Source organism: Halomonas sp. LMYGS-3 (assembly GCF_059509875.1).
On the sequence record NZ_JCAKFQ010000011.1, the window covers coordinates 133,512 to 147,003 of the forward strand.

Sequence of the window (13,492 nt, forward strand, 5' to 3'; positions counted from 1 at the left end):
CCCGAGCCGTGTCACGCTCGACAGAAGGGCCACACCTGATAGAAGCGCCGACAGCGGAACTCGGCCTCGCAGGCGGCCAGTTGCGACTGATAGCGACTCGCCTGGGCGCTGACCTGGCTGGCGGCCCGCCTCACCTGGGGCTTGCTGCGGTAGGTGCCGCGCCGATAGCCTCCGGCGCCTTCGTGGTAGGCCAGGTAGAGATGCTCGGGGTTGTGCAGCGAAATGCCCAGTTGCCGGTGCGCGCGCGCGTTGTACCAGCCGATGAAGTCGGTGGCGTGCTTCATGTGGGTGCGGCGTGCCAGGGTGCTGCCGACATCGGCCTTGTACTCTCCCCACACCGGATCCTGGGCCTGGGCATAGCCACGAGCGGACGAGGGGCGGCGACCGGGAATGAACCCCAGGATGCGCTTCCGGGGCGGGCGGACATGGCTGCGGTACGAGGATTCCCGCTGAACGAAGGCCATCTGCGTGGCGATCGGGGTGCCCCAGCGCTCCTGGGAGTCGCGGGCATAGTCATACCACTTCGGCTGCTCGCGAAAGATCTCGCAGATATTGCCCTGATCCTGCGGTGGCGAGGGCGCCATCATGGCGCAGCCGGTGGACAGCAGGCCGACGCCGGCGAGCAACCACCAGCGCCCTGCCCTTGCCACGCGGCCGAACACTTCCCGCTTGCCCCACTGCCGGTCGATCGATGCCCCCACTTGGCTCCCTCCCGAGCTTCTGTTGACGTTTTGCCCTTCAAGAATACCGCCCCCGACAGGATACAGGTTCGTGCGCCCAGGTGCGGTGATACGGACAACAAGCGCCGGGTAGACGTCATCGATGGGCACCGGCCACCGCTGGTTTCCATCCTCCTGCTTGCAGCAGCACATGACTAATAAACGCTTTTCTGGCACCAGGAAAGAAATGCTGCACTGCAATAAAAAAGCGTCTACGCTGGGTGGAGTAGTCCCTTCAGGAGGGCCAACACCATGAAGACCATATGCTCGCAACTCCACCCGTTTGACACCGAAGTGCTGCAGTTCTGGGCCCAGCAGGCCCTGTTGCAGCGCGCCGCCCTCGAGGCCCTTGCCGCCCATCTCCGCTGACGCACCCAGGCCTGTCGAAACAAGCGGCCTGGCCGTTACAGGCCAGATCCACGAAAGCATCTTCTCCCTCATCAAGCCAATGGCGCCTGCGGCCATCCGGAGGGCATCGTGCCGAGCAGCGCCGCTCCCCTGCCGATGGCCAGCCTCCACGCTGCTTGCACTATCCCGGCTGGTGAAAGCCTGTATGATGGTCGGGCAAGACATTTACCTATGGAGCGGCAACCACGATCGATCATTCTTTCAAGCCAGCACGGGAGGTTCTCATGACGGTCTACAAACCTGAATGGCAGTGCACGTTTAGCGTAAACGAAGGCGTGGAAGATTCCGCCAGTTGGAAAGAGCGTATCGCCTGGCGCATCCGGGAGTTTGCCGACAGGCTGGACGGTGGCGGAAGAACGATCAAGATTGACTGCAATGTCTCCCCTCGAGTGAGCCGCCAGGATGTCGATACCTGCCTGGGAAAGGGCTTTGAAGTGACCCAGGGCCTGCTTTTTCAGCTTGCCCATCAAGCCGCCTGCGAGGACGTCATGCGTCACGCCAAGGCAGAGCTTTTCGAGGAAGAGCACCAACGTTGAGGGCATGATATTGCCGGCAGTCTCCACACCCCATGCAGCCCCTGGCTGGATGGGGTGTTTTCCTTCATATCGTCCATGAGCACCAGTGCATCCTGATGCAGGCGGCACCCAGCACTTCATGAAAGCCATGAAAGTCCAGTGCTGCAGAGGTACCGACCTGGCGTCAACCGGGTCGGGTCTCCCAAAACTCTCCTTGACTTACATAAAAACACACTATATTCACGGAAGAGGAGGTCCCGCGACGTTTTCGCCCGATCGTCAAGGAAGACACCTCATGGCGGCGGCACTATCACGGCAGCGGTACATACTGAGGAATCACTGGCCTGTGGAGGGCGGTAGATCGCAACCCAAGGAATTGGTGGTGAGATTGGAGCGACTTTGATGCATCCCCTGGCCTAGTGAGAAGCCGAGGAGTACATGTGATGGAAGTCTCGAGAATGTCATCCGCGCTGCCCGACGACCTGGTGGACCAATTATTCCCGCTACCTGAAGCGCCCCCTGGCTGCGTTGGACTCGATGCGGCACTGGGGCGTCGGCTGGCAACGGCCAAGGCACGTCTCGACCGCATGGAACGGGAGGTCGTCTCGCGAGACCTGAGTGCACTGGCAATGGCGCGCGTGGAATTCGCCCTGGCGGCCCGGGCGCTGGCGGACGACCTCATCGCCCGTGGCCTGCACGCCCCCGGCGAGAGCGACTGAGGCACGGGCCCCACGGCTACCACCGCGGACAGTCGCCTGTCTCCTGTCCCTCTGCCCTCTCGCATCACGATTGCAGTTCAAGCCATTCCATTCACTCCCTGCCCGGGCCAGGACGTCACCCTTGCCAGCCTCACGTTCGCTCGGCCCCATTTCCGGGCTTCTGTCTCGGTCTGGCAAGGGTAGGCACTATATTAGACAAGGGAATGGCCCATTTCCGGCAGGAGGTGCCTCGCATGTCGAAGACCAGGAACCGGCGTCGCAAGCCAACCGGGCCCTCGAGCAAGCCCCTCGCCCACGCCGGCAAGTCACGACGGCGTTTCCGCCCTCGCCGCCTGGTACGTGGCATTCTGATTGCCTTGGCCATCCTGGCCGTGCCGGCGACCTGGCTCATCCTCGAGGAGCGCAACGTTCGCAGGCTGGCCGACCTGAGCGTGATCGGCAGCGGCGAGCCGGTAGCGGTGCAGGTGTTCGATCAGCGCCGCTCGGCCAGCCGCCGCCTGCGCGACAACGCCGAGCGGGCACTGGCCAATATCGAACACCCGCCCGCCTGGCGCGTGGTGAACATCAACACCACTCAGGGGGCGCGCTTCGCCGGTGAGCAGCTGGTCGACCAGGTCAGCATCGTGCTGTTCGATGAGCAGGGCCAGCGTGCCGACGTCATACGCGGCGTCGCCAGCGTCGACGACCTGGAGACCGCGTTCACCGACCTGCGGGGTCAAATGGTGCGTCGCGCAGAACGCTGAAGCCCCCGTCTCCCACTCGACGCCATCGATCCGGCAGGCGTGTCCCCCTCATGGTCGGAACATTGAAACCATCGAGGTACTGCCGAACGGTGTGCTTGGTGCCATTCATCTAATGCGCCTCCTCTTGCTCCAGCAACTCGGCAAGCGCTCGATCCACCAGGCCGGGCCACTCGCCCGGGACGAGTTCCTGGAAGCCGGCCTCGCCGGTGAAGGCGCTGGAGAAGACCACGTCCGGCTCGAGGGTCTTCAGCAGCCGCAGGCTCTCGGCGAGCGTCTGCCGATCCTCCGCGGTGTTGTGTCCGGGAATGAAACCGGCACGCCAGCCACCACCTTTCCCGCGATAGAGAGTATCGCCGGTGAAGAGGTAGCGCTTGCCGCGGGACGAGTCCACCAGAAAGCAGGTGCTTCCCGGACTATGGCCGGGGGTGGGAATCACCTCGATGATGTCCAGGTGCCGCTCGCGCTTGTCGAACAGGATCTCCGGTGTGCGTACACGGGCGAAATCGTCACGCTCGGCGATGTGGCCGACCAACCTGGCACCGAAGCGCTCGTGTATCAGCGTCAGGGTCTCCCCGACCTCGTCACGGTGGCTCAGGTACTGATAGGCCACGCCGCCCAGCTCCGCCATCCTCTCGATCTCGTGGCGGTGGCCGGTGTTGTAGAAGAGCACATTGCCTGCCTCGCGAACGAGCAGGTAAGCATGCACGGTGAGCCCCGGGAAGGGACTCTCCACCTCGGTCTCCCATATGTCGGGCTGTACACGCTGCATGGTTCACACTCCTCTCGGTCGAGCGATACACCACGGGCTGGCAGCACCTCGAGCAAGGCTCAGATCAAGCCAAGACTGCCCGTATTCGCGCCGCGGCTGCCGCCAGCTCCTCGGCCTCCGCCTGGGCCAGTCCCTCCACCCGGATATCCTGCATGGCATCGATCGGTACCAGATGAATATGCACGTGTGGCACCTCCAGGCCGACGACCAGCATTCCCACTCGCTCGCAGGGAAAGGCGCGCTTGAGTGCCTTGGCGAGCGTCTGCGACACCGCCATGAGGTGGGTGGCCAACTCGGCCGGCAGATCGTCCCAATGGTCGATCTCCTCGCGCGGAATCACCAGGAGATGGCCGGGTTTCATCGGGTTGAGGGTCATCAGGGCCACGCACTGCTCATCCTCCCAGACAAAGTGCCCCGGCAGTTCGCCCTGGATGATACGGGTAAAGATGCTTGTCATGTTCGGACGCCTCCTCTCGGCAATCACCAAGATGCCACAGGTGGATGGAGCAATCTCGCCACAAGTCACAAGCGACGGCAAGCGACCGGGCACGGCCATCAGAAGCCACCCCCAGTCGTCGATGCCGCTCGGCCGTACGAGACAGGGATCCGGCGTACCGGCGAGGTCTCTTGACGTGTGCCGAACCAGCGATGCGAGGTCATCATGATCGAATATCGTCATTATAGTGGCGAACCTCGCCGATCTTCGCCAAGGGTTGCCCACCACGGCCATGGCGGTTACCATGCCCATGCCTTCAGGCACCTCATCGCATCGATGGACGCGCGATCCGCTACACGAGAATCATGAGGTAATCCCATGGGAACCCGATCCCGACTGACCCTTGCCTGTTGCCTGGCCAGCCTGCTGGCGATCGGTACTGCGGGCAGCGTGCAGGCGCACGATACCGAGGAAGGCGTCGCATCCTTCTACAGCGACAGCCTCCAGGGCGCCACCACCGCCAGCGGCGACCCCTTCGATCAGCAAGCCCTGACGGCCGCCCATCCGAGTCTCCCCCTTGGCACCACGGTGCTGGTCACCCGTACCGACACCGGCCAGGAAGTGGAAGTGCTGATCAACGACCGCGGCCCCTTCGTGAAAGGGCGCATCATCGATCTCTCCAAGCGCGCCGCCAGGCAACTCGGCATGCTCCATCGCGGCGTAGCACCGGTGATGGTCACCCAGGTGAATTGACCCCGCTGGCAGACCCCGACGCCCCCTCGCCGCAGGCATTCGCTCAGCGCTTGCGCCGCAGCTCGTCGGCCCGGGCGCTCCTCAAATCCGCGAACTGCGGCGTGAACGCCTCACCGAAGTCAGCCGGCCAGGGTGGACTCTGGCGGGTTCCGCTGCTCCCTGCGCCAGGTCGCCGGGGGCGTCCCGAAGGCGCGCTTGAACGCCTTGGTGAAGGACGCTTCCGATTCGTACCCCGCCTCCAGGGCAATGCGCGAGATCGGAGCCAGGGACTCACGCAGGCGGCGCGCCGCCAGCTGCATGCGCAGCCCCGCCAGGTAGCGCATGGGAGGCGCCCCCACCAGCTCGGTGAAGCGCTCGGCGAAGGCGGAGCGAGACAGCCCCACCTCCCGAGCCAGCGACTCGGTCGTCCAGTGGCATTCCGGCCGATCGTGCAACAGGCCCAGGGCATGGCTCACGAAAGGATTGTGCAACCCGCCCAGCCAGGCGCGCTGCTCCGGCGGCAAGCCGGCTAGGTAGCGCTGAACGGCCTCGATGAAGAGCAGCTCCGCCAGCCTGGCGAGCAGCGCCGGTGAGCGTACCTCCCCGCCGGCGAGTTCGCTGGCGGCCAGGCGGAAGGAGCTTTCGATCCACGGCCCGGTCACGCCCTCGGCCACCTCGAGGGTCATCACGCTCGGCAGCATGCCGACAAGCGGGTCGGTCGTCGTCTCGCCGAGCAGGAAGCCGCACCACAATCGCGTCACCTCTCCACCGCCCCCATGGACGATCCGGGCGATGCCGCGCTCGGCAGTGACCTGCATCAGCCCCTCGGCGCTGACCGGCGGGCTCTCCAGGTCGCTGCCGAGCACGTGCGGATCGTTGCGGGGCAGCACTACGAGGTGGCCGGCCGACACCTCCACCGGCGCCCCCTCGCCCACTCGCAACCACAGTCGGCCAGCGCTGACGTAGTGATAGGCGATGATGCCCCCAGACGACGGGGCGAAGGGATGGCAATCCTCCGGGGCGACCCGAGCGGCCACGCACCAGGGCGCGGTGAACTCCGCATCGAGGAAGAGGCCACCGGTCAGACGCAGCGTGCGCAACACATCGAGAGAGGCATCCATCGGTCGACCTTCCCGTGATGGCGGCGGCTCGGACAAGAATGGCGGCGCCTCGCCCATTATTGCCCGCCGCACCTCCGGGTAGTTTAGCAGCGTGGGGCGAGGCCGCTGCCCGCCCTTCCCCCCTGACGAACGACAACAACCGCACCCAGGAGCCATCCCCATGCCGACCGACCGCCAAGGAAACCCTTTGCCCGGCGCCACCGCCGAGACCGCCGACCTCTACGCCCGCTCCGTCGACGCCTTCAACCTCTACCGTGGCGACCCCGTGGCGCCACTGGACCAGGCCCTCGAGATCGCGCCCGACTTCACCATGGCGCGGATCTTCCGGGCCTACCTGTTTACCCTGGCCACCGAACCCGACGCCGCCGAGGCGGCCAGGGCCGACGTTGCCATCGCCAAGGCCTCGCGCCTGGACGACCGGGAAACCTCCCACGTCGCCGTGCTCGACCAGCTGCTGGCCGGCGAGTGGACCGCCGCCGCCTGCGCCCTGGACCGCCACAATCTGCACCACCCCTACGACCTCCTGGCGCTGCAGGCCGGCCACCTGGCGGACTTCTACCGTGCCAACGCCCGCGACCTGCGCGACCGGCTCGCCCGGGTGCTGCCCAGGTGGTCGCCCGACATGCCGGGCCATTCGGTCCTGCTGGGCATGTACGCCTTCGGGCTGGAGGAGAGCGGCGCCTACGCCCGCGCCGAGGCGACCGGCCGCCAGGCGCTGGACGGGGAACCGCTGGACTGCTGGGCGCACCACGCCGTGGCCCACGTCATGGAGATGCAGGGCCGGGCCGAGGACGGCCTCGGCTGGATGCTCGCCCGCGAACCCTACTGGGCCGCCGACGACAACCTGTTCAAGGTCCACAACTGGTGGCACCGCGCGCTCTGCCACCTCGAACTGGGGCAGACCGGCGAGGCGCTGGCCCTCTACGACGGCCCCATCCGCCAGGAGCGCAGCGCCGTGGTGCTGGACATGGTCGACGCCTCGGCCCTGCTCTGGCGCCTGCACCTCACCGGCCAGGACGTCGGCCCCCGCTGGTGGGAACTCGCCGACACCTGGGACCGTCACGCCGACGGCCAGCTCTACCCCTTCAACGACTGGCATGCCGTGATGGCCTACCTCGGCGCCGGGCGTGACGACCGGGTGGAGGCGCTGCTGGCCGCGCTACGCAACGCGGGTGGCGGCGCAGAAACCGCCACCTGGGCACGGCGCATCGGCCTGCCGCTGACGGAGGGCTTCGTCGCCTTCTGGCGCGGCGACTATGCCACCGCAGTGGAGCGCCTGCACCCGGCGCGCTTCATCGCCAACGCCTTCGGCGGCAGCCACGCCCAGCGCGACATCATCGACTGGACGCTGACCGAAGCCGCCCTGCGCGGCGGCTACCGCGATGTAGCTGAGGGCCTGGCGCACGAGCGCCTCGCCGCCAAGCCGCACAGCCCGCTGAACCGATCGTTCCTGAGCCGGGCCAACGCATCCGTGCTCGGCGAAACGCAGGTGGCCTGAGACGCCAACGCCGGATGCCCCGCTGCCATGGCGGGCGCGTCCGGCGCGTGATCGCTCCGATTCAACTTCAAGGCCACTGCACGATTCCCGGGATTACCGTGCCATTTCCCCCAGCAGTTCGAGTTCGGCACCGTGCAGGGCGACCAACAAGGGCTCGCCGCGCTCGTTGACGCGGAACCGGCCATAACGCGCGGGCTCGTAGCGCTCGGCATGGCCTTCCTGGAAGAAGAAGGCGTCGGTGGCGAACCGGACCCGGCCGTTGCGCAACCGGTAGCGCAGGCGCCTCTCGTCGGCACCCAGCGCCTCCTCCCCGGCGCCCAGCCGCTGGAAGTGCGCCACGCGCTGTTCGTCCAGGCGCACGATCGCATGGCCATCGGCGGCAAAGACGTCATCCTGCTCCAGTTCCCGGGGCCAGCGCTCATGGGCACGGGCCAGAGCCGCACCGAGTGTAGGCGGACAGCAGCACGGGCCGTGCGGTGGCGATGCCGTGTTCCCTGAGCAGGGCGGTCGTGGTGCCCCGCTCAATGCACACGGCCCCCGTTCAAGCCGTCACCCCTCGCTTGTCCTGGGTCCTGGTCTCGAAATCGTGGGCGTCGTGGCGCTCGTGGAGCTGCATCGCGGGTTCCCCGACGGTGCGGTTGACCATGCGCCCACGCTGCACCGCCGGGCGGGCGTCGATCTCCCTGGCCCAGCGCTGCACGTGTTTGTATTCCTGCACCTGCAGGAACTCGCCGGCGTCGTAGAGCCGGCCCAGCGCCAGCTGGCCGTACCAGGGCCAGGTGGCGATATCGGCGATGGTGTAGTCGTCGCCGGCAAGGTAAGGCACCTCGGCCAGGCGGCGGTCGAGCACGTCGAGCTGGCGCTTGGCCTCCATGGCGTAGCGGTCGATGGCGTACTCGATCTTCTCCGGTGCATAGGCGTAGAAGTGGCCGAAGCCGCCGCCCAGGAAGGGCCCACTGCCCATCTGCCAGAACAGCCAGTTCAGCGCCTCGGTGCGCCCGGCCAGGCTGCCCGGCAGGAACTCGCCGAAGCGCTCGGCCAGGTAGAGCAGGATCGAGCCCGACTCGAAGACCCGGATCGGCTCGGATGTGCCGTGGTCGACCAGCGCCGGGATCTTGGAGTTGGGGTTGATCGCGACGAAGCCGCTGCCGAACTGGTCGCCCTCGCCGATGCGGATCAGCCAGGCATCGTACTCGGCGTCCTGGTAGCCCAGCGCCAGCAGCTCCTCCAGCATCACCGTGACCTTCACCCCGTTGGGGGTGGCGAGCGAATAGAGCTGGAAGGGGTGCTCGCCCACCGGCAGCGCCTTGTCGTGGGTGGGCCCGGCGATGGGCCGGTTGATGCTGGCAAACTCTCCGCCGTTCGCCTTGTCCCAGGTCCAGACCCGCGGCGGGGTGTAGTCGGTCGCTTGACTCATGACAACTCCTTCAAGGTAGTGACGCGGTCCCATGCCGGGTTTCCTGTCGGATGGGGCCTCCCTTCAGTCAGACAAACGATAGCCTGATAATGTTTCGCCCGCGAGCCGAGGCGGCCAAGTGCCGCTCGTCCTCGTCACCCTGCAGCCCGGCACCAGGCGCTTCACCGCCTTGATGCGCGAGTTCGGCGACATCTCCAAGCAGATGCTCTCGCGCACCCTTCAGGTGCAGGAAGCGACCAGTGCCGACCAGTCGTCGATGCCATCGCATGTTCGCCTGCGCAAGTCGCAGGAAGTTTGATTAGTCTGAAATGGTAAGAGCGCGACATGATCGGTGGCTCTCGATGCGCGTCTTCATCAGCTACCACTCGCCCGATCAGCCCGAGGCAGAACGGCTGATCGCAGCCCTTGGCGGCGCACTACCGCAGCTTGACCCCTATTTCGCGCCACGCAGCAATGTCGGTGGCGCCTACTGGCTCCCGAGGCTCGGCGACGAGCTGAAGCGAGCGGATGCCGTGCTGCTGCTCATCGGCAAGCGCATCGGCACCTGGCAGGAACTGGAATACTACGAGGCGCTGCGCCGCAATCGGGTCGCCGGGCGGCCGCGCATCGTGCCCGTGCTGCTGGGCGAGGAGAGGCCGGGGTTACCCTTCCTGAGTCAGCTTCATCTGCTTCGCGCCGCCCCTGGCATGGAGCGGGCCGTGGACCAGATCCGTGCTGCACTCGAAGGGGCGGATGCGGAGACGCCGGGTCCACCGCCTTGGCGCGAGACGAACCCCTATCGTGGGCTCGAGGCCTTCACCTCGGAGAACGCCGCCTTCTTCTTCGGCCGTGAGGTGCTGACGTGTGAGCTGATCGAGACCATCGCCAGGGCGCACGGCGAGATCCTGACTCTCGTCGGCAATTCCGGCGTCGGCAAGTCCTCGCTCGTCATGGCCGGGCTCTTTGCCGCACTGCGCAGTCGGCACTGGCCCGGCGACCTCGACCGCCCATGGCCCGGGCCGCTGACGGACAGCCACCGCTGGCAAAGCGTCGTGATCCGCCCCGGCGAGCGCCCGCTCAAGTCGCTCGCCCTCGGCTTCGTGCGGCTCTGGCTGGATGACCCCGCCGAGATAGACGCTCAGGCGAACGCCTGGGTGCGGAATTTCCGCGACGGCTCGGAGCTCGTCGATCTTGCTTCCGCCGCCTGCGAGCGTCTCGCCACCCTCGCCGGCGATGCCGCGCCGAGCCGCTTCCTCCTGTATGTCGACCAGGGCGAGGAGCTGTATGTCCGCGCCGAGCCGGCGGAAGCGGCAAACTTCGCGGCGCTCCTCGCCCAGGCGGCGGCGGAGTCGGGGCTGCTGATCCTGACCAGCCTGCGGTCGGATTTCTATGGCCGACACCAGGCTGACACGGCGCTCTTTCCCGTCAGCCGGCGTATCGATGTGCCGCCGCTCACCCGTGCCGAGCTCGAGGACGTGATCGCGAAACCCGCCGCCCGGCTCGGCGTGCGGTTCGACACGCCGGACATCGTCTCTGTGATCGCCGAGGCCGCCGACCGCGAACCCGGGGCCCTGCCGCTGCTCTCCTTCCTGATGGCGGAGGCCTGGGATGCGATGCGGCGGGACGAGCGGGCGGAGGGGGTCCTGCGCTTTCCCGTCGAGATGGTGGACATCGGCAAGCCGCTTACCGAACGCGCCGAGGCCTTCCTCGCCGCCGATCCCGGGGGCGAGGAGGCTCTGCGCCGGCTCCTGACACTGCGTCTCGCCCAGGTACCAAAAGAGGGCGAGGTGGTGCGCCGCCGCGCAGTGCAATCCGAGTGCCGGTCGGACGAGTGGAGCGTGGCCCTCGCCCTCGCCGGTTCGGGGTGGCGGCTGCTGACGACAGGGGAAGTGGGGGGCGAGGCGACGGTCGAGGTCGCCCATGAAATGCTCTTGCGCAAGTGGCCACGGCTCGCGCACTGGATCGATGAAGAGCGCGAATTCCTGATCTGGCACGGCCAGCTCGAAACGGCACGGCGGGAATGGGAAGCCGCGCCCGAGGAGACGCGCGACGAGGCGGTATTGATGGGCCTCGCCTTGGCAACGGCACGGGACTGGATGGCGACGCGCAGCGAGGCGTTGTCGGAGGCGGACCGGGCGTTCCTTCGTCGCAGCGTCGACGTCGCCGAGACCAGGCGCACCGAGGAGCTGCGGCAGGTGCAGGAGCTGGCGGAGGAGCGCGAGCGCTCACGCCGCCGGCTCGCCTGGATCAGCCGGCTCGCGACGGCGGCGGCGGTGATCTTTCTGCTGCTCGGCGGCTGGGCGACGAAGCTGTTCTTCGACGAGCGAGCGGCGAGCGATGCGGCGCAAGTGGCGCTTGGCCGTGAGGAGGCCTCACGCGAACGCGCGGAGCGGCAGGCGATGCGCGCAGACGCCGAAGCGGGACTCGCCGTCGCCAGGAGTCTCGCCATCGTGGCGAACAAGACCCTGGCCGAGAACTCCGGAGAGGCCTCTGCCGCGGCGATGATCGCGGTCGACTCGCTCGACCGCCGGGTCACACCCGAAGGTGTCGGCGCCGTGCGAGATGCGCTTGCACTCGCCGCGGGCTCGGCGGCGCCAGCCGACGACGACTGGGCCGACGAGAGTGTCGTCGCCGACGACGGAGAGACCGCTGCCTGGATACGGCGCGACGCACATGGAAGGGATTTCGAGAGCGATGCCGCGCTCTATTCGGACGTCGCACTTCTCGACGCCAGCACCTTCGAGCCGCGATGGACGGGGCGGGTGGAAGGTGGCGCCGACCCGATGCTCTCTCCGGATGGCCGAACGCTCGTGGTGGGCGGTACAACGCGCAACGTGCTGGTGCGGGACGCCGAAGCCGACGATCCACGCCGGCTTACAGCCACGGAGGGTGATGCGGCGGTGCTGTTCTCGAACGATGGCGAGGTACTGTATGTCGTGCGCGAGGACGGCCGAATCGAGGTTCGGAGAGCGCCGGACTGGCACGTTGCCCACGAACTCCTGTTTCCACGTAGGGGTGGGGCAGACCGGATCGAGGCGCGGCTCGTCCCCGAGAGAAACGAGCTTCTCGTCGCCGAGTTCGGTTTTCATCGCGGTTCTATCAGCCGGGTTCCCCTGGACGGCGGCGAAGCGACAACCCTGCCGGTCGAACTCGACCTGCTTGCAGAGGAACGAGGCCAAGGGCATCCCGTCTCCGTCGAGACCGCCGCCGGCTGGGCGGTCAGTAGCCACGATGACGGTTCGACGCGTGTCTGGGATCTCGACGAGGTCGCCGCGCCGGTGGTTCTACGCATAGACGGGGCGTTGTTTCTGACGACGCGCTCGATCGTTTCGGCGCAAGGCTTGATCGCCACGGCTAACCAGCAAAGCGGTTCCTGGATCCGGACGGTTGTTCCGGGTGGGTGGATGCATCTTGACTTGGGTTTATCCGACGACGAGAGCCTCGTCGTCCTCTGGCAGCAGGGCAATACGGCGCGGATTGACGGCTGGCGCCATCCCGGTCGCGCCAATGCGTTGGCGTTCTCGCTCGACGGTGCATGGCTCGTGGCGGGCGGCGAGGGTGGGCTCAGCGCGCGCCGCGTCGACGGGGAGCAGGTGCTTCGGGCGCTCGAAGCGGAGACCGTGAGCGTTCTTCGCTTCGAGCCGGAGGGCACGCTGCTGGCGGGGACCGAGTCCGGACGCCTGATCAGACTCGCTGCGGACTTCCGCACGATCCTGGCAGAAAGGCGATTCGATCTTCCGCTCCGCCGCATCGTTGCCGATGAAGCTGGCAGGAGCGTTGCGGTGTCGCTGGGCGCCAACGGGGCGTCGGCCAACTGGACGGACATCCGTATCTCGGATCTGTCGACGGGGGCTCGCCTGTCACACTGGTCGTGGAACGGCGAACTGAGAAATCCCGCGCTCAGCCCCGACGGGCACCTCTTCGCGGCACGGGATGGCCAGGCCGATCAGGTCCTCATCTGGAACACCGCCGATGGGAAACTTCGCCGCCGGGTCCCGATACAGGGGGGATTCATCGGCTTCGACCCGTCCGGCAGCCTGCTCTTGGTCAGAGACGCCAAGCTCGCGCTCTACGATGCGGACACTGGGCGGCGACTGGCCGAGCTTGGCGAGGCGGGCGGTGTATACGAGGTTTTCTGGTCCGATGACGATCGCGTCGTTGTCACCGGGGGCGACGGTAGCTTCGCCGGCTGGGATGTGGAAACTGGCGAGACGACATGGCGAACCGAGCCCGGCGAACACGCCTCGTCGGGCTGGCGCAGCGCCGACGGCCGACTCGCCGCCAGCCACGACGGCGGCGAGGAGCGATTGCGGAGTAAATATCCCCCGGCAAAGCCGGGGGCTTTATTTTGTTAGCCCCTCAAAGGGGCAAGAATTTGAGCCGCCTGAAGGCGGCCATCCTCACATGCCGAACTTGAGCTGGTCATAATGTTCATC

At 66.9% G+C, this 13,492-nt stretch carries 13 protein-coding genes; 7 read left to right on the plus strand and 6 right to left on the minus strand.

The features are described 5' to 3' along the window. Positions 1-11: 11 nt before the first annotated feature. Positions 12-650 carry a transglycosylase SLT domain-containing protein gene (locus AC5W54_RS12625; protein WP_495962461.1) on the minus strand — a complete coding sequence of 213 codons (639 nt, stop codon included), beginning with the start codon at positions 648-650 and terminating at the stop codon, positions 12-14. 701 nt (positions 651-1,351) lie between these two features. Here AC5W54_RS12625 and AC5W54_RS12630 point away from each other — a divergent pair. The 3 genes from AC5W54_RS12630 (at position 1,352) to AC5W54_RS12640 (ending at position 3,104) form a co-directional block, all read left to right on the plus strand. Beyond that, a complete protein-coding gene (locus tag AC5W54_RS12630; protein WP_495962449.1) occupies positions 1,352-1,663 on the plus strand; it encodes a hypothetical protein in 312 nt (103 codons plus the stop codon). 422 nt (positions 1,664-2,085) lie between these two features. Continuing rightward, a complete protein-coding gene (locus tag AC5W54_RS12635) occupies positions 2,086-2,361 on the plus strand; it encodes a hypothetical protein (protein WP_495962450.1) in 276 nt (91 codons plus the stop codon). A 233-nt stretch (positions 2,362-2,594) separates the two neighbouring features. Then, complete coding sequence (locus AC5W54_RS12640; protein ID WP_495962451.1) at positions 2,595-3,104, plus strand: hypothetical protein; 510 nt, start codon at positions 2,595-2,597, stop codon at positions 3,102-3,104. A gap of 109 nt (positions 3,105-3,213) precedes the next feature. On the opposite strand, the gene AC5W54_RS12645 is transcribed toward AC5W54_RS12640, so the two are convergent. Together AC5W54_RS12645 and AC5W54_RS12650 are read right to left on the minus strand one after the other, a co-directional pair. Continuing rightward, positions 3,214-3,873, minus strand: a complete 660-nt coding sequence (locus AC5W54_RS12645; protein ID WP_495962452.1) for an MBL fold metallo-hydrolase — start codon at positions 3,871-3,873, stop codon at positions 3,214-3,216. 64 nt (positions 3,874-3,937) lie between these two features. Next, positions 3,938-4,330: an HIT family protein gene (locus AC5W54_RS12650; protein ID WP_495962453.1), complete on the minus strand. Its 393-nt coding sequence runs from the start codon at positions 4,328-4,330 to the stop codon at positions 3,938-3,940. A gap of 357 nt (positions 4,331-4,687) precedes the next feature. Between AC5W54_RS12650 and AC5W54_RS12655 the strand changes: the two genes are divergently transcribed. Further along, positions 4,688-5,062, plus strand: a complete 375-nt coding sequence (locus tag AC5W54_RS12655) for a septal ring lytic transglycosylase RlpA family protein (protein ID WP_495962454.1) — start codon at positions 4,688-4,690, stop codon at positions 5,060-5,062. 119 nt (positions 5,063-5,181) lie between these two features. On the opposite strand, the gene AC5W54_RS12660 is transcribed toward AC5W54_RS12655, so the two are convergent. After that, positions 5,182-6,162, minus strand: coding sequence for an AraC family transcriptional regulator (locus AC5W54_RS12660; RefSeq protein WP_495962455.1), 981 nt, complete (start codon positions 6,160-6,162; stop codon positions 5,182-5,184). Positions 6,163-6,322: 160 nt separating this feature from the next. Here AC5W54_RS12660 and AC5W54_RS12665 point away from each other — a divergent pair, with 160 nt between their 5' ends. After that, positions 6,323-7,660, plus strand: a complete 1,338-nt coding sequence (locus AC5W54_RS12665; RefSeq protein WP_495962456.1) for a tetratricopeptide repeat protein — start codon at positions 6,323-6,325, stop codon at positions 7,658-7,660. 93 nt (positions 7,661-7,753) lie between these two features. Here the strand turns inward: AC5W54_RS12665 and AC5W54_RS12670 are convergent, their stop codons facing one another. Next, entirely contained in the window at positions 7,754-8,185 is a 432-nt protein-coding gene (locus AC5W54_RS12670; RefSeq protein ID WP_495962457.1) for a GDYXXLXY domain-containing protein, read from the minus strand. 16 nt (positions 8,186-8,201) lie between these two features. Next, positions 8,202-9,077: a glutathione-dependent disulfide-bond oxidoreductase gene (gene yghU, locus AC5W54_RS12675; protein ID WP_495962458.1), complete on the minus strand. Its 876-nt coding sequence runs from the start codon at positions 9,075-9,077 to the stop codon at positions 8,202-8,204. Between the two features lie 118 nt (positions 9,078-9,195). Between yghU and AC5W54_RS12680 the strand changes: the two genes are divergently transcribed. Continuing rightward, positions 9,196-9,375 (plus strand): winged helix-turn-helix transcriptional regulator, encoded by a 180-nt coding sequence (locus AC5W54_RS12680; protein WP_495962459.1) that lies wholly within the window; start codon positions 9,196-9,198, stop codon positions 9,373-9,375. A 43-nt stretch (positions 9,376-9,418) separates the two neighbouring features. Further along, complete coding sequence (locus AC5W54_RS12685; RefSeq protein WP_495962460.1) at positions 9,419-13,411, plus strand: nSTAND1 domain-containing NTPase; 3,993 nt, start codon at positions 9,419-9,421, stop codon at positions 13,409-13,411. Positions 13,412-13,492: the final 81 nt, after the last annotated feature.

Excerpts from the sequence above, each read along its gene's own strand:
- AC5W54_RS12640 (WP_495962451.1), top strand. The coding sequence starts at position 2,595 with ATGTCGAAGACCAGGAACCGGCGTCGCAAGCCAACCGGGCCCTCGAGC.
- AC5W54_RS12645 (WP_495962452.1), bottom strand. The coding sequence starts at position 3,873 with ATGCAGCGTGTACAGCCCGACATATGGGAGACCGAGGTGGAGAGTCCC.
- AC5W54_RS12660 (WP_495962455.1), bottom strand. The coding sequence starts at position 6,162 with ATGGATGCCTCTCTCGATGTGTTGCGCACGCTGCGTCTGACCGGTGGC.
- AC5W54_RS12655 (WP_495962454.1), top strand. The coding sequence starts at position 4,688 with ATGGGAACCCGATCCCGACTGACCCTTGCCTGTTGCCTGGCCAGCCTG.
- AC5W54_RS12635 (WP_495962450.1), top strand. The coding sequence starts at position 2,086 with ATGGAAGTCTCGAGAATGTCATCCGCGCTGCCCGACGACCTGGTGGAC.
- AC5W54_RS12630 (WP_495962449.1), top strand. The coding sequence starts at position 1,352 with ATGACGGTCTACAAACCTGAATGGCAGTGCACGTTTAGCGTAAACGAA.
- AC5W54_RS12685 (WP_495962460.1), top strand. The coding sequence starts at position 9,419 with ATGCGCGTCTTCATCAGCTACCACTCGCCCGATCAGCCCGAGGCAGAA.
- AC5W54_RS12665 (WP_495962456.1), top strand. The coding sequence starts at position 6,323 with ATGCCGACCGACCGCCAAGGAAACCCTTTGCCCGGCGCCACCGCCGAG.
- AC5W54_RS12650 (WP_495962453.1), bottom strand. The coding sequence starts at position 4,330 with ATGACAAGCATCTTTACCCGTATCATCCAGGGCGAACTGCCGGGGCAC.
- yghU (WP_495962458.1), bottom strand. The coding sequence starts at position 9,077 with ATGAGTCAAGCGACCGACTACACCCCGCCGCGGGTCTGGACCTGGGAC.